At 43.4% G+C, this 16523-nt stretch carries 13 protein-coding genes; 11 read left to right on the plus strand and 2 right to left on the minus strand.

From position 1 onward, the window contains the following. The first annotated feature begins 292 nt into the window (after positions 1 to 292). On the plus strand, positions 293 to 1279 hold the full coding sequence (locus tag IGJ01_RS01485; RefSeq protein WP_034872077.1) for an Rgg/GadR/MutR family transcriptional regulator: 987 nt from the start codon (positions 293 to 295) through the stop codon (positions 1277 to 1279). Between the two features lie 208 nt (positions 1280 to 1487). On the opposite strand, the gene IGJ01_RS01490 is transcribed toward IGJ01_RS01485, so the two are convergent. Beyond that, positions 1488 to 4136, minus strand: coding sequence for a YfhO family protein (locus IGJ01_RS01490; protein WP_042890158.1), 2649 nt, complete (start codon positions 4134 to 4136; stop codon positions 1488 to 1490). 162 nt (positions 4137 to 4298) lie between these two features. Beyond that, positions 4299 to 4487, minus strand: coding sequence for a 50S ribosomal protein L28 (gene rpmB / locus IGJ01_RS01495; protein WP_005232504.1), 189 nt, complete (start codon positions 4485 to 4487; stop codon positions 4299 to 4301). Between the two features lie 266 nt (positions 4488 to 4753). Here rpmB and IGJ01_RS01500 point away from each other — a divergent pair, with 266 nt between their 5' ends. From IGJ01_RS01500 to IGJ01_RS01545, 10 genes are all read left to right on the plus strand, one after another. After that, positions 4754 to 5116, plus strand: coding sequence for an Asp23/Gls24 family envelope stress response protein (locus tag IGJ01_RS01500; RefSeq protein WP_005227125.1), 363 nt, complete (start codon positions 4754 to 4756; stop codon positions 5114 to 5116). 46 nt (positions 5117 to 5162) lie between these two features. Further along, positions 5163 to 6845 (plus strand): DAK2 domain-containing protein, encoded by a 1683-nt coding sequence (locus IGJ01_RS01505; protein ID WP_005232500.1) that lies wholly within the window; start codon positions 5163 to 5165, stop codon positions 6843 to 6845. Between the two features lie 77 nt (positions 6846 to 6922). Then, positions 6923 to 8989, plus strand: a complete 2067-nt coding sequence (recG, locus tag IGJ01_RS01510) for an ATP-dependent DNA helicase RecG (protein ID WP_254904959.1) — start codon at positions 6923 to 6925, stop codon at positions 8987 to 8989. A gap of 45 nt (positions 8990 to 9034) precedes the next feature. Continuing rightward, on the plus strand, positions 9035 to 10054 hold the full coding sequence (gene plsX / locus IGJ01_RS01515) for a phosphate acyltransferase PlsX (protein WP_422705461.1): 1020 nt from the start codon (positions 9035 to 9037) through the stop codon (positions 10052 to 10054). Between the two features lie 110 nt (positions 10055 to 10164). Beyond that, on the plus strand, positions 10165 to 10407 hold the full coding sequence (gene acpP / locus IGJ01_RS01520) for an acyl carrier protein (protein WP_005227129.1): 243 nt from the start codon (positions 10165 to 10167) through the stop codon (positions 10405 to 10407). A 322-nt stretch (positions 10408 to 10729) separates the two neighbouring features. Further along, the gene (locus IGJ01_RS01525; RefSeq protein WP_005232494.1) at positions 10730 to 11737 is read left to right on the plus strand and encodes an ABC transporter ATP-binding protein; all 1008 of its coding nucleotides are present in this window, start codon (positions 10730 to 10732) and stop codon (positions 11735 to 11737) included. After that, positions 11738 to 12682, plus strand: coding sequence for an ABC transporter ATP-binding protein (locus IGJ01_RS01530; protein WP_005232492.1), 945 nt, complete (start codon positions 11738 to 11740; stop codon positions 12680 to 12682). Continuing rightward, the gene (gene opp4B, locus IGJ01_RS01535; RefSeq protein WP_005227132.1) at positions 12682 to 13638 is read left to right on the plus strand and encodes an oligopeptide ABC transporter permease; all 957 of its coding nucleotides are present in this window, start codon (positions 12682 to 12684) and stop codon (positions 13636 to 13638) included. Before IGJ01_RS01530 ends, opp4B begins: the two co-directional genes overlap by 1 nt. A 63-nt stretch (positions 13639 to 13701) precedes the next feature. Next, on the plus strand, positions 13702 to 14571 hold the full coding sequence (locus tag IGJ01_RS01540; RefSeq protein WP_153883525.1) for an ABC transporter permease: 870 nt from the start codon (positions 13702 to 13704) through the stop codon (positions 14569 to 14571). A 16-nt stretch (positions 14572 to 14587) separates the two neighbouring features. Beyond that, a complete protein-coding gene (locus IGJ01_RS01545; RefSeq protein ID WP_016619606.1) occupies positions 14588 to 16372 on the plus strand; it encodes an oligopeptide ABC transporter substrate-binding protein in 1785 nt (594 codons plus the stop codon). The last annotated feature ends 151 nt before the right edge of the window (positions 16373 to 16523 follow it).

Below are 16523 nucleotides of genomic sequence, written 5' to 3' on the forward strand. Positions count from 1 at the left end.
TTTCACGTTCTACGTTGTAAAATCAGTATAGGATGCTTTATACTAAGAGAAGAAAATAATCCACTATAGTGGAATTTAAATGTACCAGGAGCATACCAGAGGTTACTGTCATGAGTGATTAGCAGTTAAAAGAGTGGCATGTAAATAAGGTGCCGCAGATTTTGTTACTCAACATTTTATAGGTTTGAATCTAAACTTGAAATCTAGAACAGGAAAATTTAATTGCGGAGCTTCATTCGTGAAGTGGGATTGGTTTGGCGTTTGTAGACCGATCGTTGTGAGGAGGATGGTTATGGAAGAAGGAAAACTGTACCGACAATTGCGCAAAGAGCGCGGCTATACGATCGCTCAAGTGGCGGATGAACAAAACAGTCGCTCGTTTATCAGTAAATTTGAGCAAGGTGCTTCAAGTATCAGTATTCATCGATTGGAACGCTTATTAGAAAATATCCATGTCACAGTGGAAGAGTTTTATTATTTGCGTGCGCAGCAAAAGGGCGTAAAAGGGCACGACAACCTGATGAGCTTTCCCAGCTATATGACGAGCGAATTTATGGATTTACTGGATCGAATTTTAGGGATCAACAAAGAAGCTTATTTGAGTAACGCCCACGCCCAGAGAAGCAAAGAAGGGCTGGAGGAAATGCGTAGCGAACTGATCGCCGCTTCCAAACAGCATTCTTTTGTTTTTCTGTACCTTGAGATCACAAAGGAGATACATGAAATCAATCTCTCAGGTCCTAAACCCGATCACTCTTCTGGCGACTATATGGAAAAGCTACGCACCAAAACCCGCCCCGTCATTTCCTACCTTACGAAAGTAGACAACTGGGGCGTTTATGAGATTTTGCTGTTTCGTTATTTTCAATTCTTGTTTCCTGTCGAAACCTCCTATCACTTACTGCAGATCGCTATCTCTCGCACAAAAAAAGAACAAGGTTTGTCCTTGATGCGAGAAATTCAAATGGATTTGATTTTTAGTTGTTTTACGACGTTTGTCAATTTTCGCCGCCTGGAGTGGGCAAAAGAGGTGTTGACCATTGCAGAGGAATTATTGGCAGATCGCGGAGACATGCTAAACAGTACGCATCTTCTTTGCTATCAAGGATGGTACTGGTATATTTATGGCGATCAAGAAAAAGGACTGTTGAAAATCGATCAAGGGCTTTCGATCTTTCGCGTCTTAAAACAAACCAAAATGGTTAAATTATGGGAGCGATCGTTGCACTCCATCAAGAAAAATGCGGAAGAACCCAACAGTTATCTTATGTTTCGCTAAACGCTCTAAGGGCTAACGGGCTAGGCATTTGGCCCCGCATCGAAGGGGACTTAGTCGGTAATGGATGCTAAGACCACTAGAGCGAACAACTGCGGAACCTGAGCACAAAAAAGAACCAAACTCACCGATCATTGAGCGACACCCATAAGTCAGCTTTTGCTCTAACTTAAGGAGATCGCCTCAAAAAGACGAGTTGGTTCTTTTTCGATTAGGTTTCTGGTGGTTGATCCATGAGTTGGCGTTGGTTGTCCAAGACTTGCTTTTTGGCTACTTGTTTCTGGTAAAACCAAGCAAACAAGATAAACAATGCGATGCAGCCAAAGAACAAGCAAACACCGATAACAAAGCCTTGCGGCAAGAAGGAGAGTTCCAAGTGATGGGTGCCACTTGGGATCGTCACACTGATAAAGCCATCTTGAAAGGCCGTGATTGGGACTTCTTTGCCGTCAAGCGTAGCAGTCCAGCCCTTGTCATAAGGGATGGTTGTTACAAGCTGCTGCTCTTTTTCAGTCGTGATGTCGGCTTTGGCACTGCGTTTGCCGACAGTCATAGCGACCCCTCGTTCTTGGATCGCATCAATTGCTTGTTGGTAGGCGTTGGTATCCAAGGTCACGACTTGCGGGTTTTGGAAGGAGATTTCAGGCGTTCCGTAGAAGCTGACGGTGAATTGAACCGTCGTATCGGTCTCATAATGTCCTAAGTCGTAGTATTGACCGTTGATACTGATTTGCGTTTCTCGCTGCTGACCGTTGACTGTCACGGTGGCAGATGAGCTTTCCAATTCCCCAAAGTTGGCAGGGAAGAGACTCAAGTATGCTTGCGAGTTCGCTGGAACCTCCACTTGCCAAGTCACTTCTTTTGCGACATTGCTTTCTTGTTCGGTAAATTTCATATACATGCCGTCATTGGTGATATCTGTATTTTTACTATGGATCACCGTGATCGGCTGAAAGGCAAAATACTCTAAATTTAAATCGGCCAAGCCATTGAAAAGATTTTTCTGGCTCGTCAAGTTGTCGTTTTGCGGCTGTTCAATCGATTCGATGGTCGGTTCAGCCAAGAAACCTAGAGGTAACGCATTTTGATTTTCATAGAGCTTGTATTCACCAGATTCTCCGACTCGTTGAAAGCCGTATTTGGTGAGATTTGGCTTGGAGATATTGTATTTGATTCCTGTAAAAGCATCCATCAGCAAGGTATTATTCGGATAGCGGATATTTAAATTGGTGCCGCGAGACCGAAAGCCCAGCTTATCCAGGTAGCTTGAGGAATTGCGGTTACGAATTGAAGAAAACATGCTGACCCCGCTGTAGCCATAATTGATACTGTCGTTGGAAGAAACAGGATCAAGGTTTTCTAATCGGAAAAAGGTATCATTGTCTTCGTTGGCTTGAGTGACTAGTTTTTTGATGTCCGGATAAGGTTCTGTATACAAACTACGAGAAGCATAGTTCCAATCATTCAAAATTCCGCGAACCATGCCGCTCGTATTGACGGCCATTTCTCCGCAGACGAAGATCAGCATCAAGATCGTCACTCGTTTTTGTGTTAAAAGACCTAATTGCCCGAACCCAATACATAACAAGTAAAGAACAAAGAATACGATCGTTAGCGCAAAGGAAGTAGCGGAAACATATTCATAGGTTCCGGCTCCTTTCAATGCGTAGGAGAGGGCAAATACCACGATCGTAGAAAGACCAATAATGAGAAACAATCCGCGATCTTTTTGCTGAAGTTGCTCCCATCCGTATCCCGCCAGCATGATCACTAAGAAGGAGAACAAATAGGCATAGCGGAAAAGGAACATATTTGGGGCATGCATCCCATGCCAAAAAAGATTCATCGGCACGATATAAAAACTGGCGATCAAAACAGCAAACATGCCAGCGTATAAGAATTTATCTTTCAAGCGGATTTTCTTCGAAACAAAATATAAAATACACAACAGCAACGGCAATAAGCCGATATAGATGAAGGGAATGGAGCCGTATTTTGTCGTATCGTAAACACCGATCATGTTTTTCATCACGAGATCAAAGACATCGGTGGCTTCGGTTTTAAAGGAAGAAATCGTCGTCAATTCTTCCCCGTTCGACCGCAAATCTAATAAGGCAGGTAAGATGATCACCATTGAGGCGCCGCCAGCTAACAAAGAGGTGATGCCGTAAGGAATGATCGCCCCGCGAGCTTGCTTCCAGTTGCGACCCAATTGAACCAAGAAATACATCACGGAAAAGAGACCGATCATAAAGCCCATGTAAAAACTGGATAAAAATAACAGCAGATAACTGATAAATAACACGACTGTTTTTTTCTTTTTCACTAACCGGTCAATACCTAAAATCACTAGCGGTAGATAGATCATGGCATCAAGCCACATGATCAGTTCCGAATGGGCGGTGATGAAGGACATCAAGGCATAACAGACTGCTAAGGTCACATGCTGCCAACGTTGGATCTTAAAGGTTTGGCTGGCATAGAACCAAAACGCCAAGCCCGCACTGCCGATTTTGATCAAGGTTAAAAAGTACAGCGCATCTGGCATTAGCTGATTTGGGAAAAATAAGACGAGGGGAGTGAAGATTCCCCCTAAATAATAGGAGATCAATGCCAGATAATTTAAGCCTAAAGAGGCGTTCCATGTATAAAAGATACTTTGCTTGCCTAAGAGCATATTGCGAAAGCTGGCATGAAAGTTTGAGAATTGCGAAAAGGCATCACTGGCTAAGACACTGCGGCTGCTGCCGGGGTAGATACCGATGGTCAAATAGATCACTGCCATGATAAGAAACGGCAAGAAGAAACTAGCAAGCATATAAGGCCAATGTTGTTTGGCAAATGTTTTTATTTTCGTCACAAGAAGTCACCTGTTCTTTATCAATTTTTTCTTAGTTTACCACAGGTGAATCGATTAAAAAAACAAAGACCTATTTTCTTTAATGAAAACCTAAGTGAAAGCGCACCAAAGAAAAAAGGGTACAAAAAAAGCCGTTCAAAACGAACGGCCGAAAAGGTCTAATTATACGCGCTCAACTTTTCCAGATTTCAAAGCACGAGTTGACACCCAAACTTTTTTAGGTTTTCCGTCAATCATAACGCGAACTTTTTGCAAGTTAGGTTTCACAGTACGTTTTGTCGCATTCATTGCGTGAGAACGATTGTTTCCACTTGCAGTTTTACGTCCAGTAAAGTAACAAACTTTAGCCATGTGGTTATTTCCTCCTTTGCCTTGATGTTGGAGCGCTATTTCAGCTCATACCATCTGAATTTATCACAGAAAGGTGAAAAAAGCAAGAGTAATTTTCAAGAAACATTGACTTTTCCCAGTAAACATTGTAAATTAAACAAGGTCGAAATGCAAGACGTTTGGTCAGAAAGCCCCTTTTCATATGTCTCATCCTTTTATTTGCGGTACAGCTATGATAAAATATGTAAGAAGAAAGATGGGTCATGCCCGTTGAAGGAGGCTATAAAATGGCTGTAAAAATTCAAACCTCATCAGGTATTATTGAAATCAGCAATGAAGTCATTGCAACAGTGGTCGGAGGCGCAGCAACAGATGTGTTCGGCATTGTTGGTATGGCTAGCAAGAAACAAATCAAAGATAACATCAATGAAATTTTACGAAAAGAAAATTATTCTCGCGGTGTCGTTGTCCGCCAAGAAGAAAACGGCATTGCAGTGGATGTATACACGATTGTTAGCTATGGAACAAAAATTTCCGAAGTTTCCCGCAACGTGCAGGAAAAAGTGAAATACAACTTAGAAACGATGCTAGGTGTATCTGCGAACTCGGTAAATGTATTTGTTCAAGGCGTACGTGTACTGCCAGATTAGGCAAGGGATCCGTTCATGGCGGATGATTTTAAGGAGGACTATCTAAGTGAAGGTAACGAATATCAGCGCAAGTCAGTTTCAAGAAATGGTGCAGGCAGGCGCGGCTCGTCTACAAGTTAATGCAGAGTTTGTCAACTCATTGAATGTGTTTCCTGTTCCAGATGGAGACACCGGGACAAACATGAATCTATCCATGACCAGTGGAGCAAAAGCTGTCGCAGATGCGACTTCAGAAAACGTCGGCGATCTTGCCGCTACACTTTCAAAAGGACTATTGATGGGCGCACGTGGGAATTCCGGCGTCATTTTGTCTCAATTATTCCGCGGTTTTTCTAAAGCTATCCCGACCGCAGAAACACTCACTGCACCAGAATTGGCTCAAGCCTTTACTCATGGAGTAGAAACCGCCTATAAAGCAGTCATGAAACCTGTGGAAGGAACCATCTTGACTGTGGCACGCATCTCAGCTGAATATGGCGAGAAAAAAGCACAAACTACCGATGATTGTATCGAAGTGATGAAAGCCGTGGTTCACGGCGCAAAACGTTCATTGGCGAAAACCCCTGATCTATTGCCCGTCTTAAAAGAAGTCGGCGTGGTAGATAGCGGCGGTCAAGGATTGTTGTTTATCTATGAAGGCTTCTTAAATGCATTGACTGGGGAATACCCAGCCGATGAAATCTTCGAACCTTCCCCAGCGGCTATGGACGAAATGGTCAATGCCGAACATCATCGCAGCGTTCAAGGGCACTTAGCGACAGAAGACATCACCTTTGGTTATTGTACAGAAATCATGGTGAAGATCGGTGAAGGTCCGACTGTAGATAGTGAATTTGATTATGAAACATTCCGTAATTACTTAAACGAGTTAGGGGATTCCTTATTAGTGGTCAATGACGATGAGATCATCAAAGTCCATGTCCATACGGAACATCCCGGCGAAGTTATGAATTATGGTCAAAAATTCGGTTCGTTGGTGAAAATCAAAGTCGATAACATGCGTCTTCAGCATGAAACGATCTTGGAACACGATCAGCAAGAAGCAAAAACTGCACCAGTAAAACGTCCGCGGACACCATTTGCGATCATCGCGATCGCGGCTGGCGAAGGCTTGAAAGAATTGTTTACTAGCCTAGGCGCTTCTTATGTCATCAGTGGTGGCCAAACGATGAACCCAAGTACAGAAGACATTTTGGTGGCAATCAATGAAGTCAATGCTGATCAAGTGATCGTATTACCGAACAACAAAAATATCTTTATGGCTGCGCAGCAAGCAGCGGAAGTTTCCGAGATTCCAGTAGCGGTTGTTGAAACACGGACGATCTCTCAAGGGATGACGGCGATGCTAGCCTTCCACGAGCAATCCACACTAGCTGAAAACCAGCAAGCGATGACTGATGTCTTAGCAAGTGTTGTCAGTGGCTCAGTGACCCATGCGATCCGTAATACATCAATTGATGGCATCGAAATCACAGAAGGCGACTTCTTAGGAATGGTGGACGGCAAAATCGTTGTTTCTGTTCCCGATCGTTTCTCTGCTTCGATGACTACCTTAGAAAAAATGATCACAGAAGATACTGAGATCGTCACCATCATTATCGGTGAAGAAGGCAAAGCCAAAGAAGCAGCGAAAATCGAAGAAGCGATCGTTGAACTGCATCCTGAGATCGAAGTAGAGATCCATCAAGGAGATCAGCCGGTTTATCCATATCTTTTCTCAGCAGAATAAACAAATTAGGCGGCGGGGGCAAAAATCGTAGATGATTTTTGGCTCCGTCTTTTTCTATGAATGCAGGAACCCCTGCAATGAATCAAAATCACTTTTGGAAAAGGAGGGTACCTATGCTGAATCAGCCACTTACGGTATTAAAGGGTGTCGGAGAAAAACGCGCCCAAGACTTGGCGAGTTTAGGAATCGAAACCATCGAAGACCTGCTAAAGTATTACCCGTTTCGTTATGAAGACATTCAAGAACGGCAATTAGCGGAGATTCAAGACCAAGAAAAAGTAACGATCAAGGGGATCGTCGTTTCCCCACCGGTCGTCAATCGCTTTGGTTACAAGAAAAGTCGGTTGCAATTTCGCATGATGCAAGACCACGATGTCTTTAATGTCTCCTTTTTCAATCAGCCTTATTTGAAGGACAAAGTAGAGGTCTCAGAAGAGATCGCCGTCTATGGCAAATGGGACGCCAAACGCAAAGGACTGACGGGAATGAAAATTCTCGGCAGCAAGAGCGCAGAAGACTTTGCCCCAATTTATCATGTCAATAAAGCCGTGCGTCAAAGTGTGTTGATCGAACTGATCAAACAGGCATTTCTTGATTTTGGTGATCAGATCACAGAGATCTTGCCTTTGTCATTGATCGAAAAATATCGCTTGTTGGATCGAAAATCCGCGATGTTTGCAATGCATTTTCCCAAAGATCCCCAAGAGAGCCATCAAGCGAAGCGTCGGGTGATTTTTGAAGAGTTTTTTTTGTTCCAAATGCAGATCCAAGGACTGAAGAAAAGCGAAAAAGCCGAGAAAAACGGCTTGGCGATCGATTATGATGTGCAACGCTTGAAAGAATTTACTCGTAAACTGCCCTTTGAATTGACGAATGCGCAAAAGCGCGTGACCAATGAAATCTGCCATGACCTGAAAAGTCCGCAGCACATGCAGCGGCTCTTACAAGGAGATGTAGGGAGCGGGAAAACAGTCGTTGCGGCGATCGCCCTCTATGCTACGATGACGGCTGGCTTTCAGGGCGCACTGATGGTGCCGACTGAAATTTTGGCCCAACAGCACCTAGAAAGCTTGAATCAACTCTTTGACCCCTTAGAAGTGACCACCGCTCTTTTGACAGGCTCGACCAAACCAAAAGAACGGCGGGTCATCTTAGAACAATTAGCAGCCGGGGAGATCGACATCATCGTTGGGACCCATGCACTGATTCAAGAAGGGGTAGACTTTGCACATCTTGGCTTAGTCATCACCGATGAACAACACCGTTTTGGGGTCAATCAGCGAAAAGTATTAAGGGAAAAAGGCTATCTGCCTGATGTGCTCTTTATGACCGCCACACCGATCCCACGTACACTAGCGATCACCGCCTATGGCGAAATGGATGTTTCGGTGATCGATGAAATGCCGGCAGGACGGATTCCTGTAGAGACGCGCTGGGTCCGGCCACCGCAGTTTGAATCGATCTTAGAGTGGGCGCAAAAAGAATTGGCACAGGGGCATCAGATGTATGTCATCTGTCCTTTGATCGAAGAATCCGAAATGCTGGATGTCAAGAATGCCACGGAGATTTATGAGCAGCTGCAAAGTTATTTTTCCCCAACCTATCAAGTAGGGATGTTGCACGGGAAAATGAAGAATCAAGAAAAAGACACTATTATGGAAGCATTCAAAGAAAATCAACTGCAGATCTTGGTTTCCACGACGGTCATCGAAGTAGGGGTCAATGTTCCCAATGCGACAGTGATGCTGATCATCGATGCTGATCGTTTCGGATTAGCCCAGCTCCACCAATTACGTGGACGGGTAGGACGCGGCGCCGATGCTTCTTACTGTATTTTGATCGCGAACCCGAAAAATGAGACGGGGGTCGAACGAATGAAAATCATGACAGAAACCACCAACGGCTTTGTAGTCAGCGAAAAAGACCTGCAGTTGCGGGGGCCAGGAGAAGTCTTCGGCAATCGACAATCGGGCTTGCCAGAGTTTGCGGCTGCCGATTTGGTCGCGGATGCCCATATTCTAGAAGTGGCACAAGTCGAAGCTACCCAGCTTTGGCAAAAAAACAGCTGGCAGCTGTTGCCAGAATTTTCGGCATTGGCGAACTATTTGGCAGCAAAAAAAGCAGACAAACAATTTTTTGATTAAAGAATATGCTATACTGATTGGGAAAATGAAGGGAGTGGCAGCGAGATGCGGATTGCTGTTGATGCAATGGGCGGAGACAACGCCCCAAAAGCGATCGTAGAAGGAGTCATGCTGGCGAAAAAAGACTTTCCAGAGATTGAATTCCTCCTTTACGGAAAAGAAAATGAAATCAAAAAATACATGACGGATGATAAAAATGTCACAATCATCCACACAGATGAAAAAATCAATAGTGATGACGAACCCGTCAAAGCAATCAGACGGAAAAAAACCGCTTCAATGGTCTTAGCGGCACAAGCAGTGAAAAATGGCGAAGCAGATGCGATTTTTTCAGCTGGAAATACCGGTGCCTTGTTAGCGGCTGGTTTGTTTATCGTCGGTCGGATCAAAGGAATCGATCGTCCAGGATTGATGTCCACAATGCCAGTGATCGGCAAAGATGCTGGCTTTGATATGCTGGATCTAGGTGCCAATGCCGACAATAAACCAGAACATTTGGCAAACTATGCCGTCTTAGGATCCTTTTACGCCCAAAAAGTTCGTGGGATCAATCGACCACGGGTCGGCTTGTTAAATAACGGAACGGAAGAAACCAAAGGTAGTGAATTAACGAAAAAAGCCTTTGAACTGCTGTCAGCGGATACTACGATCCACTTTATCGGCAATGTCGAAGCCCGGGAATTACTGGATGGTGCAGCTGACGTCGTCGTGACAGATGGCTTTACTGGGAACGCTGTTTTGAAATCGATCGAAGGAACCGCCTTGAACTTGATGGCGTTGTTGAAACAATCGATTCTTGATTCAGGTACCAAAGGAAAATTAGGCGCATTGTTACTGAAAGATGCATTGCGGAAAGTGAAAAATGAAATGGATTATGCGAAACATGGCGGGGCCGTATTGTTTGGTTTGAAAGCACCAGTCATCAAAACCCATGGTGCGACAGGACCAGAAGCGGTAGCGTACACCATCAAGCAGATCCATACGATGCTAGCAACAGATGTCGTGGCACAATTGGTCGCCCACTTTGAAGAAATGCCGGCTGCAAAAGACGAAACGCAATCATAATGCAATCATTGTAATGAAATTGCAAAAAAATCTAGACAAAAAGCATAGAAAGCAGTACAATGTTTGTTAGCCATTCTATGTTTTGTGCAAACGCGTGGAGGTGAAGCCAGTTGACACGAGATGAAGTATTCAAGAAAGTTGCGGTCGTGATCGCCAATCATTTTGAAATTGACGCAGAGAACGTAACGGATACGATGAGCATTAAAGACGACTTGAACGCTGATTCGATCAGTGTGATGGAATTCGTCCTTGAACTAGAAGATGAATTTGGTACCGAGATTTCTGATGAAGATGCCGAGCAGATCGAAACAGTCGGTGGAGCGGTTGATTATATTTCAAGCCATCTTGCTTAAGACAGACATAAGAGCTAAGTCCTAGATGACTTAGCTCTTTCTTTCTCATAATTGATCCGCTGTGATTTGGGCGGCTTTTCTTTAGAATCGAAATCAAAAAAACGATCGTTAAACCTGACATGACGGCGTTGGAAGCGTAATGTAAATTTTCTGAAAATTCAGTGTATTAAGTTTTCTGGGACTTGCATTATTGTTAGCATTTCTATATAATTATTAAGAATATATTATACAATGTTAAGAAAGCTTTTGGAAATGAAATGCATGTTCCTTCTTTTTTACATTAAAACGCAAGACATCTTAGAAAGTAGAGAGGGGTATTCGATTGTCCAGAGATAATCAATTACTAGATGTTCAAAACCTTCACACAGGTTTTCGTATCAAAGACGATTACTATGACGCAGTAGATGGTATTTCTTTTACACTGGATCGTAATGAGATCTTAGCAATCGTAGGAGAATCTGGTTGCGGAAAAAGTACGTTGGCTACAACGATCATGGGGCTACATGACCCAAACAACACGAAAATCACTGGGGAAATCTTATATAAAGATTTAAACTTGTCAAACTTAAATGAAACGTTATACAACAAAATTCGCGGAAATGATATTGGGATGATTTTCCAAGATCCGTTGTCTGCACTGAATCCGTTGATGCGGATCGAAGACCAAATCAAAGAAGGTTTGTCTTATCATACAGATATGAATGCCGAACAGCGCCAAGCACGAGCATTAGAATTATTAGAACAAGTTGGGATTCCAAATCCGCCACGTGTAGGACGTCAATACCCTCATGAATTGTCTGGTGGGATGCGTCAGCGGGTCATCATCGCGATCGCGATTGCTTGTAAACCGCCAATCATCATTGCGGATGAGCCAACGACAGCGTTGGACGTGACGATCCAAGCACAGATCCTTGATCTACTAAAAGATTTGCAAGAAGAAACGCAAACGGGGATCATTTTGATCACCCACGATTTAGGTGTCGTAGCAGAGATGGCCGACCGAGTAGCCGTAATGTATGGGGGACAGTTTGTGGAAGTCGCATCAGCCGAAGAGTTGTTTGCCAATCCGAAACATCCATACACCCGCTCATTGCTTAACTCGATCCCTCAAGAAAATTCTCAAGACAGTGAACTGCATGTGATCGAAGGGGTGGTTCCTTCCTTGAAAAATATGCCTCGGACTGGTTGTCGGTTTGCTGCACGGATTCCTTGGATCCCTGAAAGCGACCACGAAGCAAACCCAGTCTTGCATGAAGTAGCACCTGATCATTTGGTCCGTTGCACATGCTACAAGCATTTTCATTTTAGAGACGAAGAAGGAGAAGTGTAGATGACAGAATTAATTACAATCAAAGATCTGAAAGTCCACTATCCTATTCGCAGCGGATTCTTCAACCGCGTCACGGATCACGTGTACGCCGTTGATGGTGTGGACTTCGTCATTGAAAAAGGAAAAACCTACGGATTGGTTGGTGAGTCTGGTTCTGGTAAATCCACAACTGGGAAAGCTATCGTTGGGTTAGAAAAAATCACTAGCGGCGAAATCATTTATGATGGGCAAGACGTGACTAAACGTTCTGTCCGCAAGAAAATGAACTACAACAAAGATGTCCAAATGATTTTCCAAGATTCAATGTCTAGCTTGAATCCTAAAAAACGTGTGGTGGACATTATCGCAGAACCATTGCGCAACTTTGAACGCTTAAGCGATCAAGAAGAGAAAACACGTGTGAAAAGTTTGTTGGATATCGTTGGGATGCCAGAAGATGCCCTATACAAATATCCGCATGAATTCTCTGGCGGACAACGTCAACGGTTAGGGGTTGCCCGTGCGGTAGCTTCCAATCCAAAACTGATCGTCGCCGATGAGCCGGTTTCAGCTCTTGACTTATCCGTGCAAGCACAGGTACTGAACTTTATGAAACGGATCCAGCAAGAATTCGGCTTAAGTTTCTTATTTATCTCTCATGACTTAGGGGTCGTAAAACATATGTGCGACAATATCGCCATCATGTACAAAGGCCGCTTCGTTGAGATCGGGACACGGGAAGATATCTACCAAGACCCGCGTCACATCTATACAAAACGTTTATTATCAGCGATTCCTCAAATCGACGTAAAAAATCGCGATGCTCACAAAGAAAACCGCCGCAAGGTCGAGTTGGAATATGTGACCCATCAAAAAGATTACTACGACGAATCTGGCAGAGTGTATGACTTGCGTAAAATCACCGAGTCGCACCAAGTCGCATTGAAAAACGGGGGTGCTGAATAATGTGGAAAACAATTCTACGTCGTTTGTTGTTGATGATCCCACAAGTCATTATTTTGAGTATCTTGATTTTCTTGATCGCACAAGCAATGCCTGGGGATCCATTTACTGGTTTGATCAATCCAAACCAAGATCCAGCTGTTATTGAGCGGATGCGTGAAGCCGCTGGTTTGAATGACCCATGGTATACCCAGTATTTCCGCTGGATCGGAAATGCCTTAAAAGGGGACTTTGGACAAAGCTTCATCTTTAAATTGCCTGTTTCAACATTATTAGCAGGACGTATCAGCAATACATTGTGGTTATCCTTATTGACGGTCATTTTGACTTACGTGATTGCCATTCCTTTAGGGATGTGGGCAGGACGTTACCAAAATTCATTGCTTGATAAAGTCGTCGTTGTTTACAACTTCTTCAGTTTCGCCGTACCGTTGTTTATCTTTGCGTTGATCGCATTGTTCATCTTCGGTTACCGATTGGCTTGGTTCCCAACGGGTGGTTCCGTTGCACCGGGGGTCAGCGGCATGGCTGAGTTTTGGAGTCGCTTGTATCACCTACTATTACCGGCAATCACTTCTGCATTATTAGGAACAGCAGTGACGATCCAATACTTGCGAAGTGAAGTCATTGATTCGAAATCATTGGATTTCGTTCGTACCGCTCGTTCAAAAGGGGTACCAACGAACAAAGTCTTCTCACGTCACGTTTTCCGGAATGCATCGTTGCCGATCGCATCACAAATGGGCTACGAGATCACGTCATTGATCGCAGGTTCTGTGGTCATTGAGAAAATCTTCGCCTACCCAGGTGTCGGAAAACTGTTTATCGATAGTATCGTCCAACGGGACTATGCCGTGATCACTTCACTGACATTGATCTTAGGACTAGCGACCTTGATCGGTACGCTGCTGTCAGATATCATCATGAGTATTGTCGATCCAAGAATCAGAATCCAGTAATAGGAGGGGATAAATGTGTCTGAAAAGAAAGAAAAAGTACTAAAACAAGAGAGCATCCCGCCTATGGGATTGAAAATGATTTTTCGCGAATTCTTAAAAGATAAAATGGCGATTTTTTCATTAGTTTTGTTAGTCGCAGTTTTATTATTCGTGTTTATCGGCTCGGCAGTTATCGATCAATCACAAGTGATGCGTGTCAGCATCCTTGATAAATATGCTGTACCTGGCGCGATTTCGCCAAACGGCGGCACCTACCTTTTAGGGGCGGATGAAGGTGGCCGTGATGTTTGGGGACAATTGATCATCGGTGCGCGTAACTCAATCTTGATTGGTTTTTCAATCACGATCATTACGTCGATCGTTGGGGTCGGATTAGGGATCATCTCAGGTTACTACGGCGGCATCATTGATAACATTTTGATGCGTATCGTTGACTTCGTTATGATTTTGCCGATCATGTTGATCATTATCGTTATCGTATCGATCGTACCTCGTTATAACGTTTGGACCTTTATATGGGTCATGAGTGCCTTTTACTGGGTCGGAAAAGCAAGGCTCTTCCGAAGTAAGACCCTTTCAGAAGGCCGTCGCGACTATGTTAGTGCATCGAAAACCCTCGGAACCAATGACTTTGTCATCATGTTCCGCGAAATCATGCCGAACCTTAGCTCATTGATCATCACCAACTTAACAATGAACTTTGCAGCGAATATCGGTATTGAAACGACACTAACATTCTTAGGTTTTGGTCTGCCGACCAATGTTCCAAGTTTGGGAACACTGATCGGATATGCCAGCAGCGGTGATGTGCTGGTCAACAGACAGTGGATCTGGTTACCCGCATCAATTCTAATTTTAGTCTTGATGTTGAGTATCAATTACGTTGGTCAAGCATTTAAGCGTTCAGCGGATGCGCGTCAACGACTAGGATAAACAAGGAGGATACAGGATGAAGAAAAATATTTTTGGTATGGTCACTCTTTTGTCAGTGTTAGCATTGGCAGCTTGTGGCAGCAACGGCGGCGGAACCGATTCTTCTGGTGGCGGCAATGCAGCGACAGAAACAGAAGATATCAGCTCAATGCCAACAGAAGTCAACAATGACGAGGATGCAATCGAAGGCGGAACATTGGACGTTGCAGTAGTGATGGATACGCAGTTCCAAGGGTTGTTCCAAACAGAATTTTATCAAGATAACTATGATTTCCAATTTATGCAACCAAGTAATGAAAGTTTGTTCTTAACAGACGCCGATTTCCGAATCGTTGATGGTGGTGCGGCTAATCTTGAATTAGACGAAGAGAACAACACAGCAACAATCACATTGCGGGACAACTTGAAATGGTCTGACGGTGAAGATGTAACGGCAGATGACGTGATCTTCTCTTATGAAGTAATCGGTCATAAAGATTATACAGGTATCCGTTACGATAATAACTTTACTAACATTGTTGGTATGGAAGATTACCATGATGGCAAATCTGATACAATTTCTGGTATCACCAAAGAAAGTGACAAAGTCGTTAAAATTCAATACAAAGAAGTTCACCCTGGTATGATGCAAGCCGGTGGCGGTATTTGGTCTTCAGCATTACCAAAACACGCCTTTGAAGGAATTGAAGTCAAAGATATGGAATCAAGCGATCCTGTTCGTAAAAATCCAATCGTCTTTGGTCCTTATGTGATGTCAAACATCGTTGCGGGAGAATCTGTTGAGTATGTACCAAATGAGTACTACTACGGCGGCGCTCCTAAAATGGATAAATTATCATTTAAAGCTGTTCCAACTTCTTCAATCGTAGAAGCTTTGAATGCAAAACAATATGATATTGCATTGTCAATGCCAACAGATACGTACCCAACATACAAAGATACAGATGGCTACCAAATCTTAGGTCGTCCTGAACAAGCCTATACTTATATCGGCTTTAAATTGGGGACTTGGAATGATGAAGAAGGAAAAGTTAATTACGATCCTGATTCAAAAATGGCGGATAAATCATTGCGTCAAGCAATGGGCTATGCATTAGATAATGATGCTGTCGGAAGTCGTTTCTATAATGGCTTGCGTACAAATGCAACGACATTGATCCCACCAGTATTCGGTACATTGCACAACACCGAAGTAGAAGGCTACACATTAAACATCGACAAAGCAAATCAATTACTTGATGATGCTGGTTATAAAGATGTCGATGGTGATGGCATGCGTGAAGACAAAAATGGTGAGAAATTAACCATCAACTTTGCTTCAATGTCAGGTGGCGAAACAGCACAACCATTAGCAGATTACTACATTCAACAATGGAATGAAATCGGCCTTGATGTACAGTACACAACTGGTCGTTTGATTGACTTCCAAGCATTCTATGACAAGCTGAAAAATGATGATCCTGAAGTTGATGTTTACCAAGGTGCATGGGGAACTGGATCAGATCCTTCTCCAACTGGCCTTTATGGACCAAACTCAGCATTCAACTACACTCGTTTTGAATCTGAAGAAAACACGAAGCTATTAGAAGCAATCGATTCAAAAGATTCATTTGACGAAACAAAACGTAAAGAAGCATTTGATGCATGGCAAGAATATGCTGCAGATGAAGCATTCGTAATCCCAACACTTTATCGTAATGAAGTTTTACCAATTTCAAATCGCGTGAAAGACTTTACATGGGCATATGATGCAGACCATAACACATGGGCAACAGTTTCAGTTACAGCTGAATCTCGTTAATCAATGATCGTTGAAAAGGCGTCCTTTCTGGGACGTCTTTTTTTTTGTTTTTTTGCAGGTATCTGAGGAAAACAGGCTTTTTTTATACAGGAGAAGAATAAGTAGATAAAATTTTATTACGGTCTTTCCAAGAATTTGGAGGAAACATTTC

It is taken from the genome of Enterococcus sp. AZ089, assembly GCF_050547225.1.
Lineage (GTDB): Bacteria > Bacillota > Bacilli > Lactobacillales > Enterococcaceae > Enterococcus_D > Enterococcus_D entomosocium.